The sequence below is a fragment of the Streptococcus pacificus genome, assembly GCF_016481305.1.
In the GTDB taxonomy this organism is placed as follows: domain Bacteria; phylum Bacillota; class Bacilli; order Lactobacillales; family Streptococcaceae; genus Streptococcus; species Streptococcus pacificus.
The window spans coordinates 515,764-533,214 of record NZ_JAENBO010000001.1 but is presented as its reverse complement, the minus strand read 5'-3'; the positions used below and the strand labels follow the sequence as shown (position 1 = coordinate 533,214).

Sequence of the window (17,451 nt, the reverse complement as noted above, 5' to 3'; positions counted from 1 at the left end):
GATGACCATAATTTCTGATTATTTATCTCAGCAACCGGTACTGACATTGATGTTATTAGCACATGTACTAGCTGATTTTCATTTCCAAAGTCAAGAAATGGCTGATAAAAAAGTGTTTAAAGGTCGTTATCTCTATAAACACTATTTAGGCGTATTCTTACCAATGATTATTTTAATTATTTTAGCACCAAACTTCTTTGGCTATTATGCGATGATTTGGGTTAGCCATGTGGTGATTGATTATGTTAAATGTTCACTGGATAAACTAATTAAAAGAAAAAATGCTACTGTTGTTGCCTTTTTAGTTGATCAATTCTGTCATTTAGCCTGCATTGTTTTACTTTACTTTTTCTTTAGGACAAATCACGCGCCTCAGTATCTTTATCACTACTATCAATGGCTACAACTAGCTTTATTCTTAGCTTTAATAACAAAGCCAATCAATATTGTCTTTAAAATAGTTTTCCAAAAATACCAGGTCAAAGAAACAGAAGATAAGAGTATTAAAGGAGCAGGAGCTGTTATTGGTAATCTTGAGCGTTTAGCAACAGCTTTATTTCTCCTTATGGGACAAATTCCAGCTATTGGCTTAATCTTTACCGCAAAATCGATTGCCCGCTACGATAAAATCTCTAAAAGCCAAGCATTTGCAGAATATTATTTGATAGGATCATTATTTAGTATTATTGCAGTTATCATTTCTTATTTAATCATTTATGGCTGGTGAAAAATTGAGTGTTTTAGCTCTTGTTTTAAGACTAGTTATGAAAATAATGATATAATAATTAAAATCATTACAAAAAGATGATTCTATAAAAAATAATTTGACATTAAATGTAAAAAAGAAAGTGAGAATCAAATGGATTTTACCAATTTAAAAAATAGTAGAGCTGTAGCTGAAATTGAAAAAAGATATGATGAAGCTAAAAAGATATTAAGTGACGATGATAAAATCGAAAAATTCTTAAGCGACATTGAAAAAAAACTACATAAAGTACCAGTTGCAGGGGATACTTTAGCAACAATACCAGTGATGGCATCACTAGTGAATAGTTACGCTAAAAAGAAATATACCGATGTTCCAACTGGAGTGATTGTACTCATTGTCAGTGCCCTCATTTACTTTTTAACACCCTTTGATATTGTACCAGATACTATTCCGTTTCTTGGCTTCTTAGATGATGCTTTCATTCTTTCAAAAGGATGGAAAATGGCACAGTCTGATTTAAAAAAATACCAAAAATGGCGCGAACAAAATAATGATAATGTGATAGATGCCTAAAAAGAGACAGTATAAGTGATTTGAAAGGAAATTTTGATGGAACTAATCGCACTTCTTAGAGGTGTCATGCCAACAGGAAAAAATAAGATACCTAAAATGTCCTACTTGGTAACAATTCTTGAAGAGATCGGTTTTCAAAAGGTTCGCTCCCACATCCAAAGTGGCAATCTGATTTTTCAAACAAGTCGATCACAGAAAGAAACTGCCGCTTTAATTCAGCAAACCATCAAAGCAAAAATTGGTGCCGATTTATCTGTCATTATTAAAACGGTAGAAGACTGCCAAAATGCCATTTCAAATAATCCTTTTAATGATAGCTACGATAGTACCCGTGTTCACTTAGTTTTTACTAATGATAGTTGGGAAGAAGAAGCACAAGCAAAAATAGAAGGCACTGACTTTGGTCAAGAAGAATTAGTTGTTGGATCTGACTGTTTTTATCTCTATCTTCCTAAAGGAGCTCCTAAAAAGAAGCTAAACACTAACTTCTTGGAGAAAAATTTAGGTATCACTGCAACAATGAGAAAAATAGCTGTGATAGACAAATTATTAAAAAAATAAAATCACTTTTAAATGAAGTGATTTTTTATTTTAGCTAATAAGTCAAAATACTTTACCAATTTATTTAGAAGTGGTAAAATAACAACATAAAATATTTCGAAATCTAAATAAGTGAGGTAATAACATGATTGAATTAGGTATTTCTTCTTTTGGAGAAACAACACCGCTTGAAAAAACTGGGAAAGCTATTTCACATGATGAACGTATTCGTAACATGGTTGAAGAAATGGTTCTTGCAGACGAGGTCGGCTTAGACATCTATGCGATTGGTGAGCATCACCGTGAAGATTTTTCAGTATCAGCGCCAGAAATTTTACTTGCTGCAGCAGCATCAAAAACTAAAAATATTCGCTTGTCAAGCGCGGTAACAATTCTTTCTTCTATTGATCCTGTCAGAGTATATCAACAATATGCTACTATTGATGCTCTCTCAAATGGAAGAGCAGAAATTATGGCTGGTCGTGGGTCATTTATTGAATCCTTCCCATTATTTGGTTATGACTTAAATGACTATGAAGAATTATTCAACGAAAAACTAGATATGCTTCTTCAAATTAGAGAAAATACTAATTTGAATTGGAAGGGTAAACACACACAAACAGTTAATAATAGACCTGTTTATCCTAGATCTGTTCAAGATAAATTACCAATTCAAGTAGCAACAGGTGGTAATTTCCACTCAACACAACGTATTGCTGAAATGGGTCTTCCAATTGTTTATGCGATTATTGGTGGTAATCCACGTGGATTTGGTCAATTGATTAGACTTTATCGTGAAATTGGTCGTGCACATGGTCATGATTTAAGTAAAATGACTGTAGCAGCTCACTCATGGGGTTGGTTATCAGATGATAAAGAAAAAGCAGAAAAAGAATACTTCTACCCAACCAAACAATTAGTTGATAACATTAGTAAAGATAGACCTCATTGGACTGAATTGACTTATGACGCTTACCTTCAACAAATTGGACCTAATGGTGCTATGTTTGTCGGTGATGCTGAAACAGTTGCAAATAAATTAATCCGTATGATTGAAGACTTAAAACTTGATCGCTTCATGCTTCACTTACCAGTTGGTTCTATGCCACACGAAGATGTCTTAAAAGCCATTAGAATTTTCGGAGAAGAAGTAGCACCAAAAGTAAGAGAATACTTTGCTAACAAAGAAAAAGAAGCAAACTAAATGAGCCCTTTTGATATATAAGAACTGAGAAATCAGTTCTTTTTTAATTTTTTAAAAAAAGTGTTGACACTGACCTTAGGTAATAGTTTATACTAAATGTGTTAGGAGGATTTCCAAATGACCTATTTAGTTAAAAAAGTCAGTGAAATAAGTGGTGTATCAGTGCGCACCTTACATCACTATGATAAAATTGGTCTGTTATCACCACAAAAAAATGATATTGGTTATCAGTACTATACTAGAGAAGATTTGGCCACTCTTCAAACGATTTTGTTTTACAAGTACCTTGGTTTTTCTTTAAAACAAATCAAGGATTTGCTAACAAAGGATGATTCCCAACGACTTAATAAACTAAAGAATCAATTAGAGTTAATGAATCAAGAAAAATTCAAACTGCTAACACTTATTGAAACATTAGAAAAAACAATTTTAGCTGAGGAGGGAAAATTACAAATGACAGCCAAAGAACAATTCAAAGGATTTACTTATCAAGACCATCAAGAATATGAAAAGCAGGGCAAAGAAAAATATGGTGAAAAAGTTGTTGAAGTCAGTAAACAAAGACAAAAGGGTAACGAAAAGATAATGACGGACGCTTTTAATTACGTGTTCACGCAATTTTCAAGCCAAATGAAAAAAGGTGAAGAAATTTCTTCACTTGAAAATAAAAAACTGGCCGAAGAACTTTATCATCTTATTAATCAGTATGGGTTTGATTGTTCATTAGAGATTTTTGGAAAAATTGGTCTAAACTATGTTCAAGATGATGAATTTAGAAATAATATCGATCAATTTGGCGAAGGCACTGCAAAATACATTAGCGAAGTGATTCAAGCATATGTTAACGAAAATATTGATTAATTAAAAATACCGGAGATAATCAATCTCTGGTATTTTGTGTTTTAAAGCTAACCTATAATAGCATTAAAAAGTGTTTGTATAGTTTGACTTTCAAAAATAATAAAAACGCCTAAACTTATATAGACAACACCCATTATCCAAACACCATATTTTTCGATTAATTCTCCGACACCAGGTATGTCAGACAGTTTGTGTGCAATAAATGCGAGAAAAAACATTAAACAGACAAAAACTAAAAGAGTAATAATCAGTGCTTGAAAATTTAATGAGACAAAATAAGGAACAAATAAACCAATATTATCAGCACCACAGCTACCTAAAACAACTAAAGCAACGACACTTAATAGTTTACTAAGACCTTTTTCCTTTAATTGCTGTTTGGCATTATCTTCACCAGCACAGTCGTTTGAAACAAGTGTTTTAACACCGAAGTAAATGGGAATAACTCCTAGAAACCCGAGTAACCATTTTTGAGGAACAAATCCTAAAATATAAGCAAAAATGAGACTGACAATGATTAAAATAAATGATCCTAGGTATTGTCCTAAATAAATATCACGGTATTGTTTTTTTGTTTTTGCACGTCCAAAGAAAATTAAAAGAATAATGATTAAATCAGTTGCTGTTGCACAATAAAGAATCGCACTGGCAATTATCGTTTGAAGCATAAGAAAACCTTCAGTTCTAAATTGAATTGTTGTTTTATTATAGCTTAATTCATTATATAATCATAATAATCTGTTTATAGAGATAGTTGCTCCTATATCATCTTTCCGAAAAACTATAATTTTCTTGAAACATATATGGTATTGTGTTATACTATGACTAAAGAAAACTTAGAAAGAAACCGACTTTATGAGACGTGAACTACTACTTGAAAAAATTGATTCCCTAAAAAAAATCATGCCCTGGTATGTTTTAGATTATTACCAATCAAAATTATCTGTGCCATATAGTTTTACAACACTTTATGAATACCTTAAGGAATATCGTAGATTTTTTGAATGGTTACTTGACACTGATATCTCAAAGGCTTCTAAAATAGCTGATATTCCTCTAAAAACACTTGAAACACTAACAAAGAAAGATATGGAGGCTTTTATCCGCTATCTCAGAGAAAGACCTCTTCTTAATGCTAATACAACGCAAAATGGTGTCTCTCAGACTACCATCAATCGAACGCTCTCTGCTTTGTCTAGTTTATACAAGTATTTGACAGAGGAAGTCGAAAATGAGCAAGGAGAGCCTTATTTTTACCGTAATGTGATGAAAAAAGTCTCAACTAAAAAGAAAAAAGAGACACTGGCAGCTAGAGCTGAAAACATTAAAGGAAAACTATTTCTAGGTGATGAAACTATGGGTTTTCTTGATTATGTTGAAAAAGAGTACCCCAATCAGCTTTCTAATCGTGCACTTTCTTCTTTCAATAAAAATAAAGAAAGAGATTTGGCAATTTTGGCACTACTTCTTGCCTCAGGTGTTCGTCTATCAGAAGCTGTTAATCTTGATCTAAAAGATGTTAATCTTAAGATGATGATTATTGAAGTCACAAGAAAAGGAGGCAAACGTGACTCTGTTAATGTTGCGAATTTTGCTAAACCATACCTAGAAACTTATCTCAGCATTCGAAAACAACGTTACCAAGCAGAAAAAAATGATACAGCCTTCTTCTTGAGTCTCTATCGAGGGGTACCCAATCGCATTGATGCATCAAGTATTGAAAAAATGGTTGCCAAGTACTCTGAAGATTTTAAAATAAGAGTCACTCCCCATAAACTGAGACATACCTTGGCAACAAGACTCTACGACGCTACAAAATCGCAAGTTCTTGTGAGTCACCAATTAGGCCATGCCAATACTCAAGTCACTGACCTCTACACTCATATTGTTAATGATGAGCAAAAAAATGCATTAGACAAGTTATAAAAAGCGCATCAAATCAAAAGTTAATAGTAAAAGCCTATTTATTAGTTTTGCAATTAATAAATAGGCTTTTTTCTTTAATAACTAAGCGAATCAGATTAAAAAATTAAATTATTGACCAACAATTGTCTTAAAACCATTTTTCAAGTCAAGGTTTTCTGTTTCCGTAAAGTATAGCCAATTATTCTCGTTGCCTTGATTTTGACTTGTATGTAAGACCATTGCTTGACCATCTTTAATGACAAAATAGTATAAATGCTTTACATCAAGGGTATTGGCTTCATAATCACTGTAAACAGCAACTAGATTATAAACATCAGGATTATCACCAGTATCAGACCATTCTACTTTTATAGGAGAGTCATTTAAAGCAGGTGTCATGGTATCACTCTCATCAGGACTTGTTGTTGGCGTTAAATAGCCATAATAATTTAAAGGATGATCAGGCGTATAGCTGGTATAAAACTGGTTCATTTCTACCTGCCACTCACTGATAAAGGTTTGTAATGCTTGTGCTTTTTCGACTGTCCATAGGTGCTTCTCGTTGTTTTCTTTTTGTTCTTTAGTTTCAGTTGTTGTCGTCTTTTCTTCTTTTTTATTGGTAGATTCGCTATCTTTTTTGGTTACTTCTACTTTATTATCTGATGAAGTCGTTGGCTTATCTTTTGAAAGTGATTGTCCCCAAACAAACCAAACGAACAATGCAAACAGCACGACGACGCCAAATAAAATAAGTCCTCTTTTATTTTTCTTCATATTGCCTCCTAACTATTTACATAAATAAATTTATGTAAAACATCAGTCTCTAACTTAATTTTTGATAACAACAGTCGTTCCTTGATCAAGGTCGCTAGTTATTGAAATAGTAAGCCCCAAATCATCAAGGATTCTTTTAGTCATATAAAGCCCCAACCCAGTTGCTTTTTGATATTCTCTGCCATTGTAACCGGTAAAGCCTTCTTCAAAGAGTCTTGGGATATCCTCTTTTAAAATACCAATACCGGTATCTTCAACAACAAGGGAATTTGCCATCCTAATAGTGATTTTACCTCCTTTTTTAGTGTATTTAAGCGCATTGTCAATTAACTGAGTAATAGCAAAACTTAACCATTTGTGATCACTTTTAAGCACCCAATCACCACTAATCTCAATGTCAATACCTTTATGCAAGAATAAAAGACGGTATTTTTTAACAATCTCAACCACTACTTCTTTTAAATGAATTCTCTCAAACCTAAAATCGGTTTTATGATGGTGAAACTTTAAATAGGTAATAAGGGTATCAACATAATTATCAAGGCTCAACAGTTGTCTATCAATATCTTGGGGATTGAGTTGGTTAGTCTGAGTCATTAGAGAGATAGCCGATAGAGGAACCTTCATTTGATGTGACCACATTTTAACAAGATTTTGAAGATTCTTTTCACGCTCTAGGTAGTACGATAATTCCTGCAATTGTTCTTTTTCTAGATTATGATAATGTGCCAAAAAAGCCTTTTCTAAAGGACTATTAAGCAGACTATCTTTTCCCAAGAGGAGGTTTGCTGCTAGTTCTTGCCGCTTTTGATAGTAGAGGTAAAATTGCCAAATACTCACAAGAATAGTAATTGTGCCGGTAAATAGTAGCGATGTTATAAAGTAGCTAAACGGCAAATGATAAAGGAAAAAAGTGATTAAAAAAGTGATAACTAGTAGAAAATAAAGAGCGTACCACGCAAAATATTCTTTAAGAAAATCTTTTATCATTGGATTAAATACCCTACTCCTCTTACTGTGTGGATATGGTCAAAACCGATTTGTGCTGCTTTTTTACGCATTCTCGTCATGTTAACACTTAGTGTATTGTGATCGATAAACTCCTCATTTTCCCAAAGTTTTTCTAAAAGAACTTCTTTTGTCACGACTTCTTTAGGAGTCTTAAGTAGTGTCATCATGATTTTTGTTTCTGTTCTTGAGAGTTGCACATGTTGACTATCTTTGTAAAAGTCACCATCTGTTGTGAGATGAAAATCATTATAACTGAAATCTTGTTGACTAAATTGAAAAGCACGTCTTAAAAGTGCGGTTAGTTTAGCCTCTAGAATACTTAAAGAAAATGGCTTTGAAATAAAGTCATCTGCTCCCATGTTCATGGCCATGACAGCACTCATATCATCATCGGCACTGGAAATAAAGATAATTGGTGTTGTTAGGGTCTTTCTTATCTCAGTTGTCCAGTAAAAGCCATTAAAATAAGGCAACGAAATATCCATCAAAATCAAATCAGGCTGATATTCTTTTACTTCTTGCAAAATAGCTCTAAAATTTTGACAGGAAAAAACTTGATAAGTCTTGCTTAAATGATGAGAAAGCAATTCAACTATAGTTTCATCATCTTCAACAATATAGAGTTTATGTTTCTTATTCATATCTCTATTTTACCAAAAAAGTAGCGATTAGACGCTACTTTTTTGTTTCTATACAATTTCTATCAATACTTCCCAACCGACTCCATATTTGTCGATCAAAGAACCATAATAACCAAAAGGCGTTTGATTGATAGGATTGATTACTTTTCCATTATCAGAAAGAGCATCAAAAATTCTTTTAGCTTCTTCTTTGGAATCAGGAGTAATATGAATGAGAGTATCTTGATTAACACTTCTTTTAAAATCTTGTTCCATAGCATCATATCCTATTATTTTACTTTCTCCAATTGAAAGCATGATGTTTGCAACATAATTTCCAATGTTTTGAGGAATATTATCCATTCCCATTGCTGCCATGTCTTTATAGCGATAAATTGGTGATAAATCTGTTTTAAAAATATCTTTGTAAAAAAGGAATGCTTCTTCTGCATTACCAGAAAATTTTAATTGTACATTTAGTTTCATAATAACCTCCTATTATTGAATGACTAGTTTATGACACTTACTAGTTTACAAAATAATGGAGGCTAAAACTTCTTCTATTTTGCTATTTTAAGTCATCAAATAGCAATTTAGGAAGATTAATGTTGATGGGAGGATCTTCTGGAAGAGCTTTTCTAAAAGTAAGATTAAAAATAGCCATATGTTGTTTGGGAAATGTAATCCCATTATCAATTTTACAACGTAATGCCTTGTTTAAAACAAAATAGTCAGACAGTCGTCCGTTTTTTTCGATAGAACAAGCCAGTAGATAATAGTTTCCAGGAGGAATATTATCTAAAATACAGATTTTACTTCCTACAACTGCTTTCCCGACAATTGGTCGATGATTTGGAATAGGGTGTTTAAAAAGGCCAATAAAACTTACCCCCTTTTCGTAAGAACTAGGGTAGTCGAGTGTCACAACACACTTACTGTTTATCTCTTGTTTTACTGGGTTTTCGTAGTGACTATGACTTATTTTTTCTATTTGCTCGTAATCTTTCATAAAAGAATATAAACGTTTTAAACTTTTTTGATACTGTTTGGGTGTCACGCCTGTTTGCTTTTCAAAATTTTTTGAAAAAGTTGTGGCACTGAGAAAACCTGCCTTCAAATGTGAAGCTAAGACACTATTATTTTTTATAACAAGGTTATTAATGCTTGCTTCCATTTTTAAGGAAGAAATAAATTGTTTTATCGAGAAACCAGTTTCTTTTTTGAAGACACGTGAAAAGTAAAAACAACTGTAACCGAAGTGATTTGATAATTCATCAATAGAGTTGATGGTATTGTAATGTTCTTTTATATAAGTAATGATTTCATTGATTTGTATGTTTAGGGAATGGATGATAACCACTTCCTTTCTAGAACTACTTATCTTATTTTACCAAAAAAGTAGCGCATACACGCTACTTTTTCTATCTTTTAATAATTTTATAATAGGTACGACTTGTTAACTTATAAATAAGGAAGTAGATGATAACAATGATTGATATGGTAATAAAAGAGACCCCGTTGATCAAATGATCGCTAGTCACACCAAACAGGTTTAGCATTTGTTTTAACATCACTAGGGCGACAACAAAGTGAACGATTGCCATAATAAGTGGCATAAAGAAGACAAAGATGGTTTGAGAGTTAATTGTTTTTTTAACAGCTTTTTGACTCATTCCCACTTCTTGTAAAATTTGATAGGATTTTTTATCTTCATTTCCTTCTGTGTATTGCTTGTAATAAATGATAAGTGCTGCACCTAGTAAGAAACTAAAGCCGAGTAAAAAGCCAGTAAAGAGAAATCCACCTGTTGTAATATAAGCTTCCTCGAGAGAATCTTTCTTAGTACTTAAAACCATAGTAAGATTATTTTTGAGATCATATACATAATCGCCATCATTAATATCCTTTACAATCTTTACCTCTTGTTCAGATAAATCTGTATATACCGTGTAATTAGAAGGATTATTAATACCTTTATTTGATACTTCTTGATATCTTGATGAAATATCATTAAAAATATCATCGTTACTTACCACTAGAATGCCTGAATTATAAGTATTTACAGTTGGAGGAAAGTTAACAGTCTTAAAGTTTTTAATATTTTTAAAGTGATAGTCAAAAAAAGTAATTGTTTCAAATTGACTGTTCCCTTTTTGGACGAAAAAGGCTGTTTCATCATCTTTTAGTTGGGGTAAATCATTGCCTAAACTACGAAAATCATCTTGTGTTACAAGATAAATAAAAGCTAAGCTTGAAGCGTCAGGATTTTTAATAGCTTCCTCATTGATTGTTAAGTTTTTGCCAGTAGAGACGTTGAATCCCATTAAACTAGAGAAAAACTTAGGCCCTTCTATTTCTCTGTCTAGTTTTTTGACAACTAATTCTTCGAATAATGAACGTGCTTCATCTTTTGTTTCTCCAAAAAACGTCAAGCTTGTATTTTTAGGAAAACTTTCATCAGTTAATTTTTGTGTTGCACTGTATAAAGAAAAAGTTGTTGCAATAGTGACAAAAGCCATAATAGCTAGTAATGTAATGTTAGCTAATCCGATAGCATTTTGTTTCATTCTGAAAATCATTTGTGACACAGTGATGAAATGTTCAGGCTTGTAAAAATAACTTTTCTGATTTCTTTTTTTCTTAAGATACCAAGTCGTGAAACTGATATAGAAAAGATAAGTGCCAATAATAACCAAAATTACAGCAATGAAGAAACGCTGAAGTACAGCTATTGCGGCAATTTTTGATGAACTTAGGGATAAATAATAGCCAATGCCTAAAAGAACAATACTTAACATTGCCAAAACAATATTTCCTTTTGGCTCTTTTTCTCCTTTTTCTCTACTTGTAAATAAAGCAAGCGGTGAGGTTTTCTTAATAAACCATAAATTGAACACTTCAAGGATTAAAAAGATGCCTAAGAAGATAAGATTAGTAAAAATAAATGGTAAAACAGTTATTTTAAAAGTGGTTAATTCAACGTGGATTAAATTAATGAAGACTAAGTGGAGAAAATTAGCAAAAACGATGCTTAACAGACTACCCAAAAGAATCAAGCTGATATAAATAATGATTAATTCTATGCTAGCAATTAAGCTGATTTGTGATTTTTTCATTCCTAGTATATGATATAAACCAAATTCTCGACTACGTTGCTTCATCAAAAAGTTAAAACTATAAACGGACATAATGACCGAAAAGATGGTTAAAACAATAGCCGCTAGCGACAAAGTCATTGTGCCATATCTCATTGTATCAGACATTGGACTCAACATGATTAGAAAATTCGAACAAACTAAAATGTACAAGACTAAACTTGCAAGAATAAAAGGCAGAAAATTGTTTAATGATTTTCTAATATTTTGAACCGCTAATTTGAGATAAAACATTCTACTCACCTCCTAATAAGGCAGCCATAGAGAGTGAAATTTCCTTAGCAAATTCTGAAGTCGGTTTGTTAGCACGATACATTTGATGAAAAATACGACCATCTTTGATAAACAAGACACGTTTGGCATGGCTAGCTGCATTGGCTGAATGAGTAACCATTAAAATCGTTTGACCATCATTATTGATGGCTTCAAAAAGATTTAGTAGATCTTCAGAATTCTTATAATCTAGAGCTGCAGTTGGTTCATCAGCTAAGATTAGTCTGGGTTGTGTGATTAAACTTCTCGCAATAGCAACTCTTTGTTTTTGCCCCCCAGAAATTTCAAAAGGACGTTTATTTAAAAGACCGTTAATTTTTAACTTTGGAGCAATAACAGAAAGGCGTTTTTCCATTTCACTATGATGAACACGACTCAAGACCAAGGGTAAAAAGATATTGTCTTTAACGGTGAGTGTGTCTAAAAGATGAAACTCTTGGAAAACAAACCCTAAGTGCTGTAAGCGAAAATCTGCCAATTGATTAGGTTTTATTGTAGTAATATCTTTATTATCCATAATAACACTACCTTTTGTTGGTTTATCAAGTGTTGCAAGAATGTTCAAAAGTGTTGTTTTCCCAGAACCACTTTCACCCATAATGGCGATAAATTCACCTTCTTCTACTTTAAAATCAACATCTTGTAATGCCTTGGTTTCTTCCTTAGAAAAGCGTGTACGATAAACCTTTTCTAAATGATTAATTTCTAAAAACATAAGCGACTCCTTTATTGATTTGATAGGATATATTACAACTGATGGTTAATAATAATATATCATAAGTTTTTTATTTGTACTATTATTATAATACACAAATAAAACAATGAACTTACATTTTTAACAATTAACCTTACAATTTTGTAAGAAAAGGAGCTTACTCAAAAATCCAATTCTCAAGAAACCAAAAAACTAGGCATTATGTGCCTAGTTTTTCTAGTTATTTATTTAATGTTTTTAATTCTCTGATAAAGAATCATTGATTGGGTTTTGACGAATAAGTTTTGCTTTTTTAATATCTTCCACAGTTTGTGTGCCTGCAAGTTGCATGACAATTTTTAATTCATGATTTAAGTGTTCAACAACACTTTGAGCCCCTTGAGCACCACCAAGTGCCAATCCATATAAGATCGGACGTCCGATGGCAACAATATCAGCACCATTTGCCAAGGCTTTAAAGACATGAGAACCACGACGCACACCACTATCAAAAACGATTGGAACACGTTTATTAACTTTGTCTGAGATAGCTTTTAAGACGTCAAATGAAGCTGGTCCACCATTTAATTGGCGTCCACCATGGTTAGACACCCAAATACCTGCTGCTCCAGCTTCAATCGCAATTTCTGCATCTTCTGGGCTTTGAATTCCTTTCACGAAGACTGGTAAACCTGTGTATTCTGCAACTTTTTTCACATCTGAAGGTAAAATAACTTGTGCTGCTGCAGCATAAATTTCTGCGATTCCTTTACCTTTACTATCTCCAGCTGAAAGTTTTTCAAGATTGCCCATAGGAATCGGGAATTGGAAATTGTTAATAATATCAGCCTCACGGTAGCCACCAAGCATTGAATCTACAGTCATTACAATAGCTTTAACACCTGAATTAACTGCTTCGTCTAACCATGTTTTGTTGATTTCCCAATCTTTACTCATATAAAGTTGGAAGAATTGAGGAGCGCCATTACCTTCTTTAGCAATTTCTTCAATTGTAGCATTTCCATAAGTACTTTGGCTCATGATTGTACCTGCTTTAGCCATGCCTTGCGCAGTTGCTAATTCCCCTCTTGCATGAGCTAATCCTTGTGCTGCAACTGGTGCTGCAATAATTGGCATTGACAGATTAATATCAAGTAATTGAGTCTCTGTTGAAGGATTTTCAACAGAAGTAAGTACACGAGGAATAATTTGAACATGATCAAATGCCTTTGTATTTTCTTTTAAAGTCCACTCATATTCGGAACCCTCAGTAATATAACCAAAGCCACCAGTTGGAATAATTTCTTTTGCTTTTTCTTCCAAACTTGGTAAATTTAAAATAGCAAGTTTTTCTTCTCGGTCTGATTGTTCATAACCATTTGTCATTGTCATAACTATGCCTCTTTCTATAAAAAAATTTTCTTAATGATTTTATATAATAATACTCTGTTTTTTACTTGTCAAATAATGTGTTTGCACAAAAAAACAAGGTCAATTGACCTTGTTTTATACTGTAAGAAAAGCTTCTAAATCTGTGAGAGCTCTCTCAGCTATTTTTTCATAACGTTCTTTTTTATCTCTAATTCTAGGACCATCTAGTTCTTTAATAATCCCAAAATTAACATTCATTGGTTGGAAGTGTTTACTCTCGGCATGTGTAACATAGTATGGTAAACTGCCAATAGCCGTCGTTTGAGGGAAAATAACCGCTTCTTCATTCTTGAATAATTTAGCGGCATTAATACCAGCAACCAAACCACTTGCTGCTGATTCAACATACCCTTCAACACCTGTCATTTGACCAGCAAAGAAAACATTTGGTTTTAAAAGTGATCTAAAGGTTTCTTCTAAAAGATTTGGAGAATCCATATAAGAATTACGGTGCATAACCCCATATCTCACAAACTCAGCATTTTCTAGTCCTGGAATCATTGAAAAAACACGTTTTTGTTCCCCCCATTTTAAATGGGTTTGAAAACCAACAATGTTAAAAAGACTACCAGCTGCATTGTCTTGTCTTAATTGAACAACAGCATAGGGGGTCTTATACTCGCCATCACGCTTTCCTGTATAGTCTTCTGGGTACTCTAGACCTACTGGCTTCATTGGGCCGTATAGCATGGTTTTAACGCCACGTTTTGCCATAACTTCAATTGGCATACACCCTTCAAAATATTTTTCTTTTTCAAAGGAATTCAGTGGTGCTTCTTCTGCTGTTGTTAAAGCATCATGAAAAGCCATAAATTCTTCTTTAGTCATTGGACAATTGAGGTAGGCAGCTTCACCTTTATCATAACGTGATTTAAGGTAAACTTTGTTCATATCAATGGTACTTTTATCAATAATAGGTGCTGCAGCATCATAGAAATAAAAGCCATCTCCACCATTTAGGCGATGAATCTCGCTAGCTAAAGCATCCGAGGTCAAAGGTCCTGTTGCAATTACAGTAATCGCATCATCTGGAATGCTAGTGATTTCTTCTCGAATGACTTCAATAAGAGGGTGATTGGTAATCAGATCCGTAACACTTTTTGAAAAACCTTCTCTGTCTACTGCTAATGCACCACCAGCTGGAACTCTTGAGTCTTCTGCTGCTTTTAAAATCACTGAATCTAAACGGCGCATTTCTTCCTTTAAAAGTCCAACTGCATTGGTTAAACTATCTCCACGTAAAGAGTTAGAACAAACTAGTTCAGCAAAGAAATCAGTTTTATGTTGAGGGGTTGCTTTAACACCTCTCATTTCATAAAGCTTTACAGGAATACCTCTTTTAGCGATTTGGTAAGCAGCTTCACTGCCAGCTAAACCAGCACCGATAACATTAATATAAGATTGAGACATGACACTAATACCTCTTACTAGGAATCCCTAGTTCAAATCTTTCTATTTTAATAGTGTTATTATAACAAAATAATCACGTTTTAACGATAGAAAAAAATAAAGTTTACATAAATATTATTATGTAAACTTCACTGTGTTATTTAATCTTTTCTTCTTCGTAGTCACAATTTTCGTTACTACATGCAACTTGTTTGCCTCCACCTCTGATTTTCTTTTCAACGAGATAATCACCAGATTTAGGACAATTTCTACCAATTGGGAGATTCCATGACGTAAATTCGCACTCTGGGTAACGACTACAACCATAGAAAATACGATTACGTTTTGTTTTTCTTTCTATCACTTGTCCTTTATGACAAAGCGGACAAGTCACACCAATTTCCTTTGTGAAAGGTTTTGTATTACGACAATCTGGGAAGTTACTACAAGCATAGAATTTGCCATATTTTCCAAGTTTAATCACCATTTCATGACCACAAACATCACAGAGGAAACCAGCAGGTTCATCTTTAATCTGAATTTTTTCAATTTCTTGTTCAGCTTTTGCCAATTCTTTTTCAAATGGTTTATAGAAACTATCAATGACTTTTTGCCATTGTTCCTTACCCACCTCAATTTGATCAAGTTTTTCTTCCATTTCTGCTGTAAAGGTTACATCGACTATATCAGGGAAGAATTCAACAATAAGACCATTAACAATTTCACCGAGTTCCGTCGGCTCAAATCGTTTTGCTGACAGTTTTACATAGTATCTTTTTTGAATGGTCTCTAAAGTTGGTGCATAAGTAGATGGTCTTCCAACGCCATTTTCCTCGAGCGTTTTAATCAGCGTCGCTTCGGAAAATCTCGCAGGTGGTTGAGTGAAATGCTGTTCTGGGCTAACTGAAACCTTTTTAACAACATCTTTTTCAGCCATTTCTGGAAGCATCTTACTTTTATCGGAATCATTATAAACCGCTAAGTATCCATCGAATTTAACTTGGCTACCATTAGCAGTAAACATCACACCATTTTGAGAAAGATTAACTTTCACTGTATCAAAAACGGCAGGCTTCATTTGACTGGCAACAAAACGATTCCAAATAAGAGTGTAAAGTTTTAATTGGTCCTTGTCTAAGTATTTGGCGATGCTCTCAGGCGTGTGAATCACATTTGAAGGACGAATGGCTTCATGGGCATCTTGTGCGCCACTAGCGTTTTTTATCTTTTGACTGTGTTTGGAATAATGACTACCATAGCGTTGCGTAATTAACTTAGCAGCTTCTGCTTGTGCCACCGGACTGATACGTGTAGAGTCAGTACGCATATAAGTAATCAATCCTTGATGACCTGCGGGGCCTAAGCTAAGTCCTTCATAAAGTTGCTGAGCAACCATCATTGTTTTTCGCGTTCTAAAATTGATCTTATTAGCAGCATCTTGTTGAAGTGATGAGGTTGTGTAAGGTAGAGGAGCATTTCTCCTTCTTTCTTTTTTCTCAACCTTATCTACTACAAAGTCATTTCCTTTAAGGCGTTTTAAAACCTCTTTGACAGTATCATTATCTTTAAGTTTTAATTTATCGCCATCAAGCCCATAAAAATTAGCTTGGAATTTTTTAGCGCCTTTTTTAAAGACACCTTCAATAGTCCAGTATTCTTCAGGAACAAATGCTTTTATCTCATTTTCTCGGTCAATAATCAGTTTCAAAGCAATAGACTGAACACGACCAGCCGATAATCCTTTTTTTACTTTCTTCCAAAGGATTGGAGAAATAGAATAACCAACAATACGGTCAAGCACTCTTCTGGCTTGTTGGGCATCAACTAAGTCCATATCGATTTCTCTAGGCTCCACGAAAGCATTTTTAACGGCTTCTTTGGTGACTTCGTTGAAGACCACACGGTTTTTATCGCCTTCTTCTAAGTTGAGAATATGGGCTAAATGCCATGAAATGGCTTCTCCTTCACGGTCCGGGTCACTTGCTAGATAAACTTTCTTGGCATTTTTTGCTTCTTTTTTTAGAGAATTAATTAAAGGACCTTTACCACGAATGTTAATGTATTGTGGCTCGTAGTTGTTTTCAAAGTCTATTGACATGCTTGATTTTTTTAAATCACGAATGTGTCCGACACTTGCTACTACCTTATACTGACGACCAAGGTACTTTTCAATCGTTTTTGCCTTGGCAGGTGATTCTACAATGACCAGATTCTTTTTAGCTGTTGTTTTCTTCTTAGTTGTTTTCTTTTTTGTTTTTAAAGTTGTAGGCATACTAGTCTTCCTTATTTTTAATAGCAACTAGCATAATACC

General features: G+C 33.5%; 17 protein-coding genes. 6 read left to right on the top strand and 11 right to left on the bottom strand.

The window, feature by feature from the left end; genetic code table 11:
- The first annotated feature begins 1 nt into the window (after nt 1).
- The 5 genes from JHK62_RS02445 (at nt 2) to JHK62_RS02425 (ending at nt 3,887) form a co-directional block, all read left to right on the top strand.
- Nucleotides 2–727, top strand: coding sequence for a DUF3307 domain-containing protein (locus tag JHK62_RS02445; protein WP_199575089.1), 726 nt, complete (start codon nt 2–4; stop codon nt 725–727).
- 132 nt (nt 728–859) lie between these two features.
- Nucleotides 860–1,282: a YkvA family protein gene (locus tag JHK62_RS02440; RefSeq protein WP_199575088.1), complete on the top strand. Its 423-nt coding sequence runs from the start codon at nt 860–862 to the stop codon at nt 1,280–1,282.
- A gap of 36 nt (nt 1,283–1,318) precedes the next feature.
- Nucleotides 1,319–1,843, top strand: coding sequence for a DUF1697 domain-containing protein (locus JHK62_RS02435; protein ID WP_199575087.1), 525 nt, complete (start codon nt 1,319–1,321; stop codon nt 1,841–1,843).
- A 124-nt stretch (nt 1,844–1,967) separates the two neighbouring features.
- Complete coding sequence (locus JHK62_RS02430) at nt 1,968–3,026, top strand: LLM class flavin-dependent oxidoreductase (protein WP_199575086.1); 1,059 nt, start codon at nt 1,968–1,970, stop codon at nt 3,024–3,026.
- A gap of 117 nt (nt 3,027–3,143) precedes the next feature.
- Complete coding sequence (locus JHK62_RS02425; RefSeq protein ID WP_199575085.1) at nt 3,144–3,887, top strand: MerR family transcriptional regulator; 744 nt, start codon at nt 3,144–3,146, stop codon at nt 3,885–3,887.
- Between the two features lie 47 nt (nt 3,888–3,934).
- On the opposite strand, the gene JHK62_RS02420 is transcribed toward JHK62_RS02425, so the two are convergent.
- Nucleotides 3,935–4,555: a CadD family cadmium resistance transporter gene (locus JHK62_RS02420; RefSeq protein WP_199575084.1), complete on the bottom strand. Its 621-nt coding sequence runs from the start codon at nt 4,553–4,555 to the stop codon at nt 3,935–3,937.
- 187 nt (nt 4,556–4,742) lie between these two features.
- On the opposite strand from JHK62_RS02420, the gene xerS reads away from it, so the two are divergent.
- On the top strand, nt 4,743–5,813 hold the full coding sequence (xerS, locus tag JHK62_RS02415) for a tyrosine recombinase XerS (protein WP_199575083.1): 1,071 nt from the start codon (nt 4,743–4,745) through the stop codon (nt 5,811–5,813).
- Between the two features lie 108 nt (nt 5,814–5,921).
- Here the strand turns inward: xerS and JHK62_RS02410 are convergent, their stop codons facing one another.
- From JHK62_RS02410 to topA, 10 genes are all read right to left on the bottom strand, one after another.
- The gene (locus JHK62_RS02410) at nt 5,922–6,566 is read right to left on the bottom strand and encodes a DUF4767 domain-containing protein (RefSeq protein ID WP_199575082.1); all 645 of its coding nucleotides are present in this window, start codon (nt 6,564–6,566) and stop codon (nt 5,922–5,924) included.
- 54 nt (nt 6,567–6,620) lie between these two features.
- A complete protein-coding gene (locus tag JHK62_RS02405; RefSeq protein WP_199575081.1) occupies nt 6,621–7,556 on the bottom strand; it encodes a sensor histidine kinase in 936 nt (311 codons plus the stop codon).
- On the bottom strand, nt 7,553–8,218 hold the full coding sequence (locus JHK62_RS02400; RefSeq protein WP_199575080.1) for a response regulator transcription factor: 666 nt from the start codon (nt 8,216–8,218) through the stop codon (nt 7,553–7,555). The genes JHK62_RS02405 and JHK62_RS02400 overlap by 4 nt, the downstream gene beginning before the upstream one ends.
- A gap of 48 nt (nt 8,219–8,266) precedes the next feature.
- Nucleotides 8,267–8,683 (bottom strand): VOC family protein, encoded by a 417-nt coding sequence (locus JHK62_RS02395; RefSeq protein WP_199575079.1) that lies wholly within the window; start codon nt 8,681–8,683, stop codon nt 8,267–8,269.
- A gap of 82 nt (nt 8,684–8,765) precedes the next feature.
- Nucleotides 8,766–9,557, bottom strand: a complete 792-nt coding sequence (locus JHK62_RS02390; protein ID WP_199575078.1) for an AraC family transcriptional regulator — start codon at nt 9,555–9,557, stop codon at nt 8,766–8,768.
- 61 nt (nt 9,558–9,618) lie between these two features.
- Nucleotides 9,619–11,586, bottom strand: coding sequence for an FtsX-like permease family protein (locus JHK62_RS02385; RefSeq protein WP_199575077.1), 1,968 nt, complete (start codon nt 11,584–11,586; stop codon nt 9,619–9,621).
- A gap of 1 nt (nt 11,587) precedes the next feature.
- The gene (locus tag JHK62_RS02380; RefSeq protein ID WP_199575076.1) at nt 11,588–12,340 is read right to left on the bottom strand and encodes an ABC transporter ATP-binding protein; all 753 of its coding nucleotides are present in this window, start codon (nt 12,338–12,340) and stop codon (nt 11,588–11,590) included.
- A 237-nt stretch (nt 12,341–12,577) separates the two neighbouring features.
- Nucleotides 12,578–13,711 carry a lactate oxidase gene (locus JHK62_RS02375; protein ID WP_199575075.1) on the bottom strand — a complete coding sequence of 378 codons (1,134 nt, stop codon included), beginning with the start codon at nt 13,709–13,711 and terminating at the stop codon, nt 12,578–12,580.
- Nucleotides 13,712–13,825: 114 nt separating this feature from the next.
- Nucleotides 13,826–15,160 carry a methylenetetrahydrofolate--tRNA-(uracil(54)-C(5))-methyltransferase (FADH(2)-oxidizing) TrmFO gene (gene trmFO / locus JHK62_RS02370; RefSeq protein ID WP_199575074.1) on the bottom strand — a complete coding sequence of 445 codons (1,335 nt, stop codon included), beginning with the start codon at nt 15,158–15,160 and terminating at the stop codon, nt 13,826–13,828.
- A 136-nt stretch (nt 15,161–15,296) separates the two neighbouring features.
- Nucleotides 15,297–17,411: a type I DNA topoisomerase gene (gene topA, locus JHK62_RS02365; protein WP_199575073.1), complete on the bottom strand. Its 2,115-nt coding sequence runs from the start codon at nt 17,409–17,411 to the stop codon at nt 15,297–15,299.
- Nucleotides 17,412–17,451 lie beyond the last annotated feature (40 nt).

What these genes read in the sequence shown, in the direction of transcription:
- JHK62_RS02445 (WP_199575089.1), top strand. Translation starts at nt 2, where the DNA reads ATGACCATAATTTCTGATTATTTATCTCAGCAACCGGTACTGACATTG.
- trmFO (WP_199575074.1), bottom strand. Translation starts at nt 15,160, where the DNA reads ATGTCTCAATCTTATATTAATGTTATCGGTGCTGGTTTAGCTGGCAGT.
- JHK62_RS02435 (WP_199575087.1), top strand. Translation starts at nt 1,319, where the DNA reads ATGGAACTAATCGCACTTCTTAGAGGTGTCATGCCAACAGGAAAAAAT.
- JHK62_RS02425 (WP_199575085.1), top strand. Translation starts at nt 3,144, where the DNA reads ATGACCTATTTAGTTAAAAAAGTCAGTGAAATAAGTGGTGTATCAGTG.
- JHK62_RS02410 (WP_199575082.1), bottom strand. Translation starts at nt 6,566, where the DNA reads ATGAAGAAAAATAAAAGAGGACTTATTTTATTTGGCGTCGTCGTGCTG.
- JHK62_RS02385 (WP_199575077.1), bottom strand. Translation starts at nt 11,586, where the DNA reads ATGTTTTATCTCAAATTAGCGGTTCAAAATATTAGAAAATCATTAAAC.
- JHK62_RS02380 (WP_199575076.1), bottom strand. Translation starts at nt 12,340, where the DNA reads ATGTTTTTAGAAATTAATCATTTAGAAAAGGTTTATCGTACACGCTTT.
- JHK62_RS02375 (WP_199575075.1), bottom strand. Translation starts at nt 13,711, where the DNA reads ATGACAATGACAAATGGTTATGAACAATCAGACCGAGAAGAAAAACTT.
- JHK62_RS02405 (WP_199575081.1), bottom strand. Translation starts at nt 7,556, where the DNA reads ATGATAAAAGATTTTCTTAAAGAATATTTTGCGTGGTACGCTCTTTAT.
- JHK62_RS02420 (WP_199575084.1), bottom strand. Translation starts at nt 4,555, where the DNA reads ATGCTTCAAACGATAATTGCCAGTGCGATTCTTTATTGTGCAACAGCA.
- JHK62_RS02430 (WP_199575086.1), top strand. Translation starts at nt 1,968, where the DNA reads ATGATTGAATTAGGTATTTCTTCTTTTGGAGAAACAACACCGCTTGAA.
- xerS (WP_199575083.1), top strand. Translation starts at nt 4,743, where the DNA reads ATGAGACGTGAACTACTACTTGAAAAAATTGATTCCCTAAAAAAAATC.
- JHK62_RS02395 (WP_199575079.1), bottom strand. Translation starts at nt 8,683, where the DNA reads ATGAAACTAAATGTACAATTAAAATTTTCTGGTAATGCAGAAGAAGCA.
- JHK62_RS02400 (WP_199575080.1), bottom strand. Translation starts at nt 8,218, where the DNA reads ATGAATAAGAAACATAAACTCTATATTGTTGAAGATGATGAAACTATA.
- JHK62_RS02440 (WP_199575088.1), top strand. Translation starts at nt 860, where the DNA reads ATGGATTTTACCAATTTAAAAAATAGTAGAGCTGTAGCTGAAATTGAA.
- topA (WP_199575073.1), bottom strand. Translation starts at nt 17,411, where the DNA reads ATGCCTACAACTTTAAAAACAAAAAAGAAAACAACTAAGAAGAAAACA.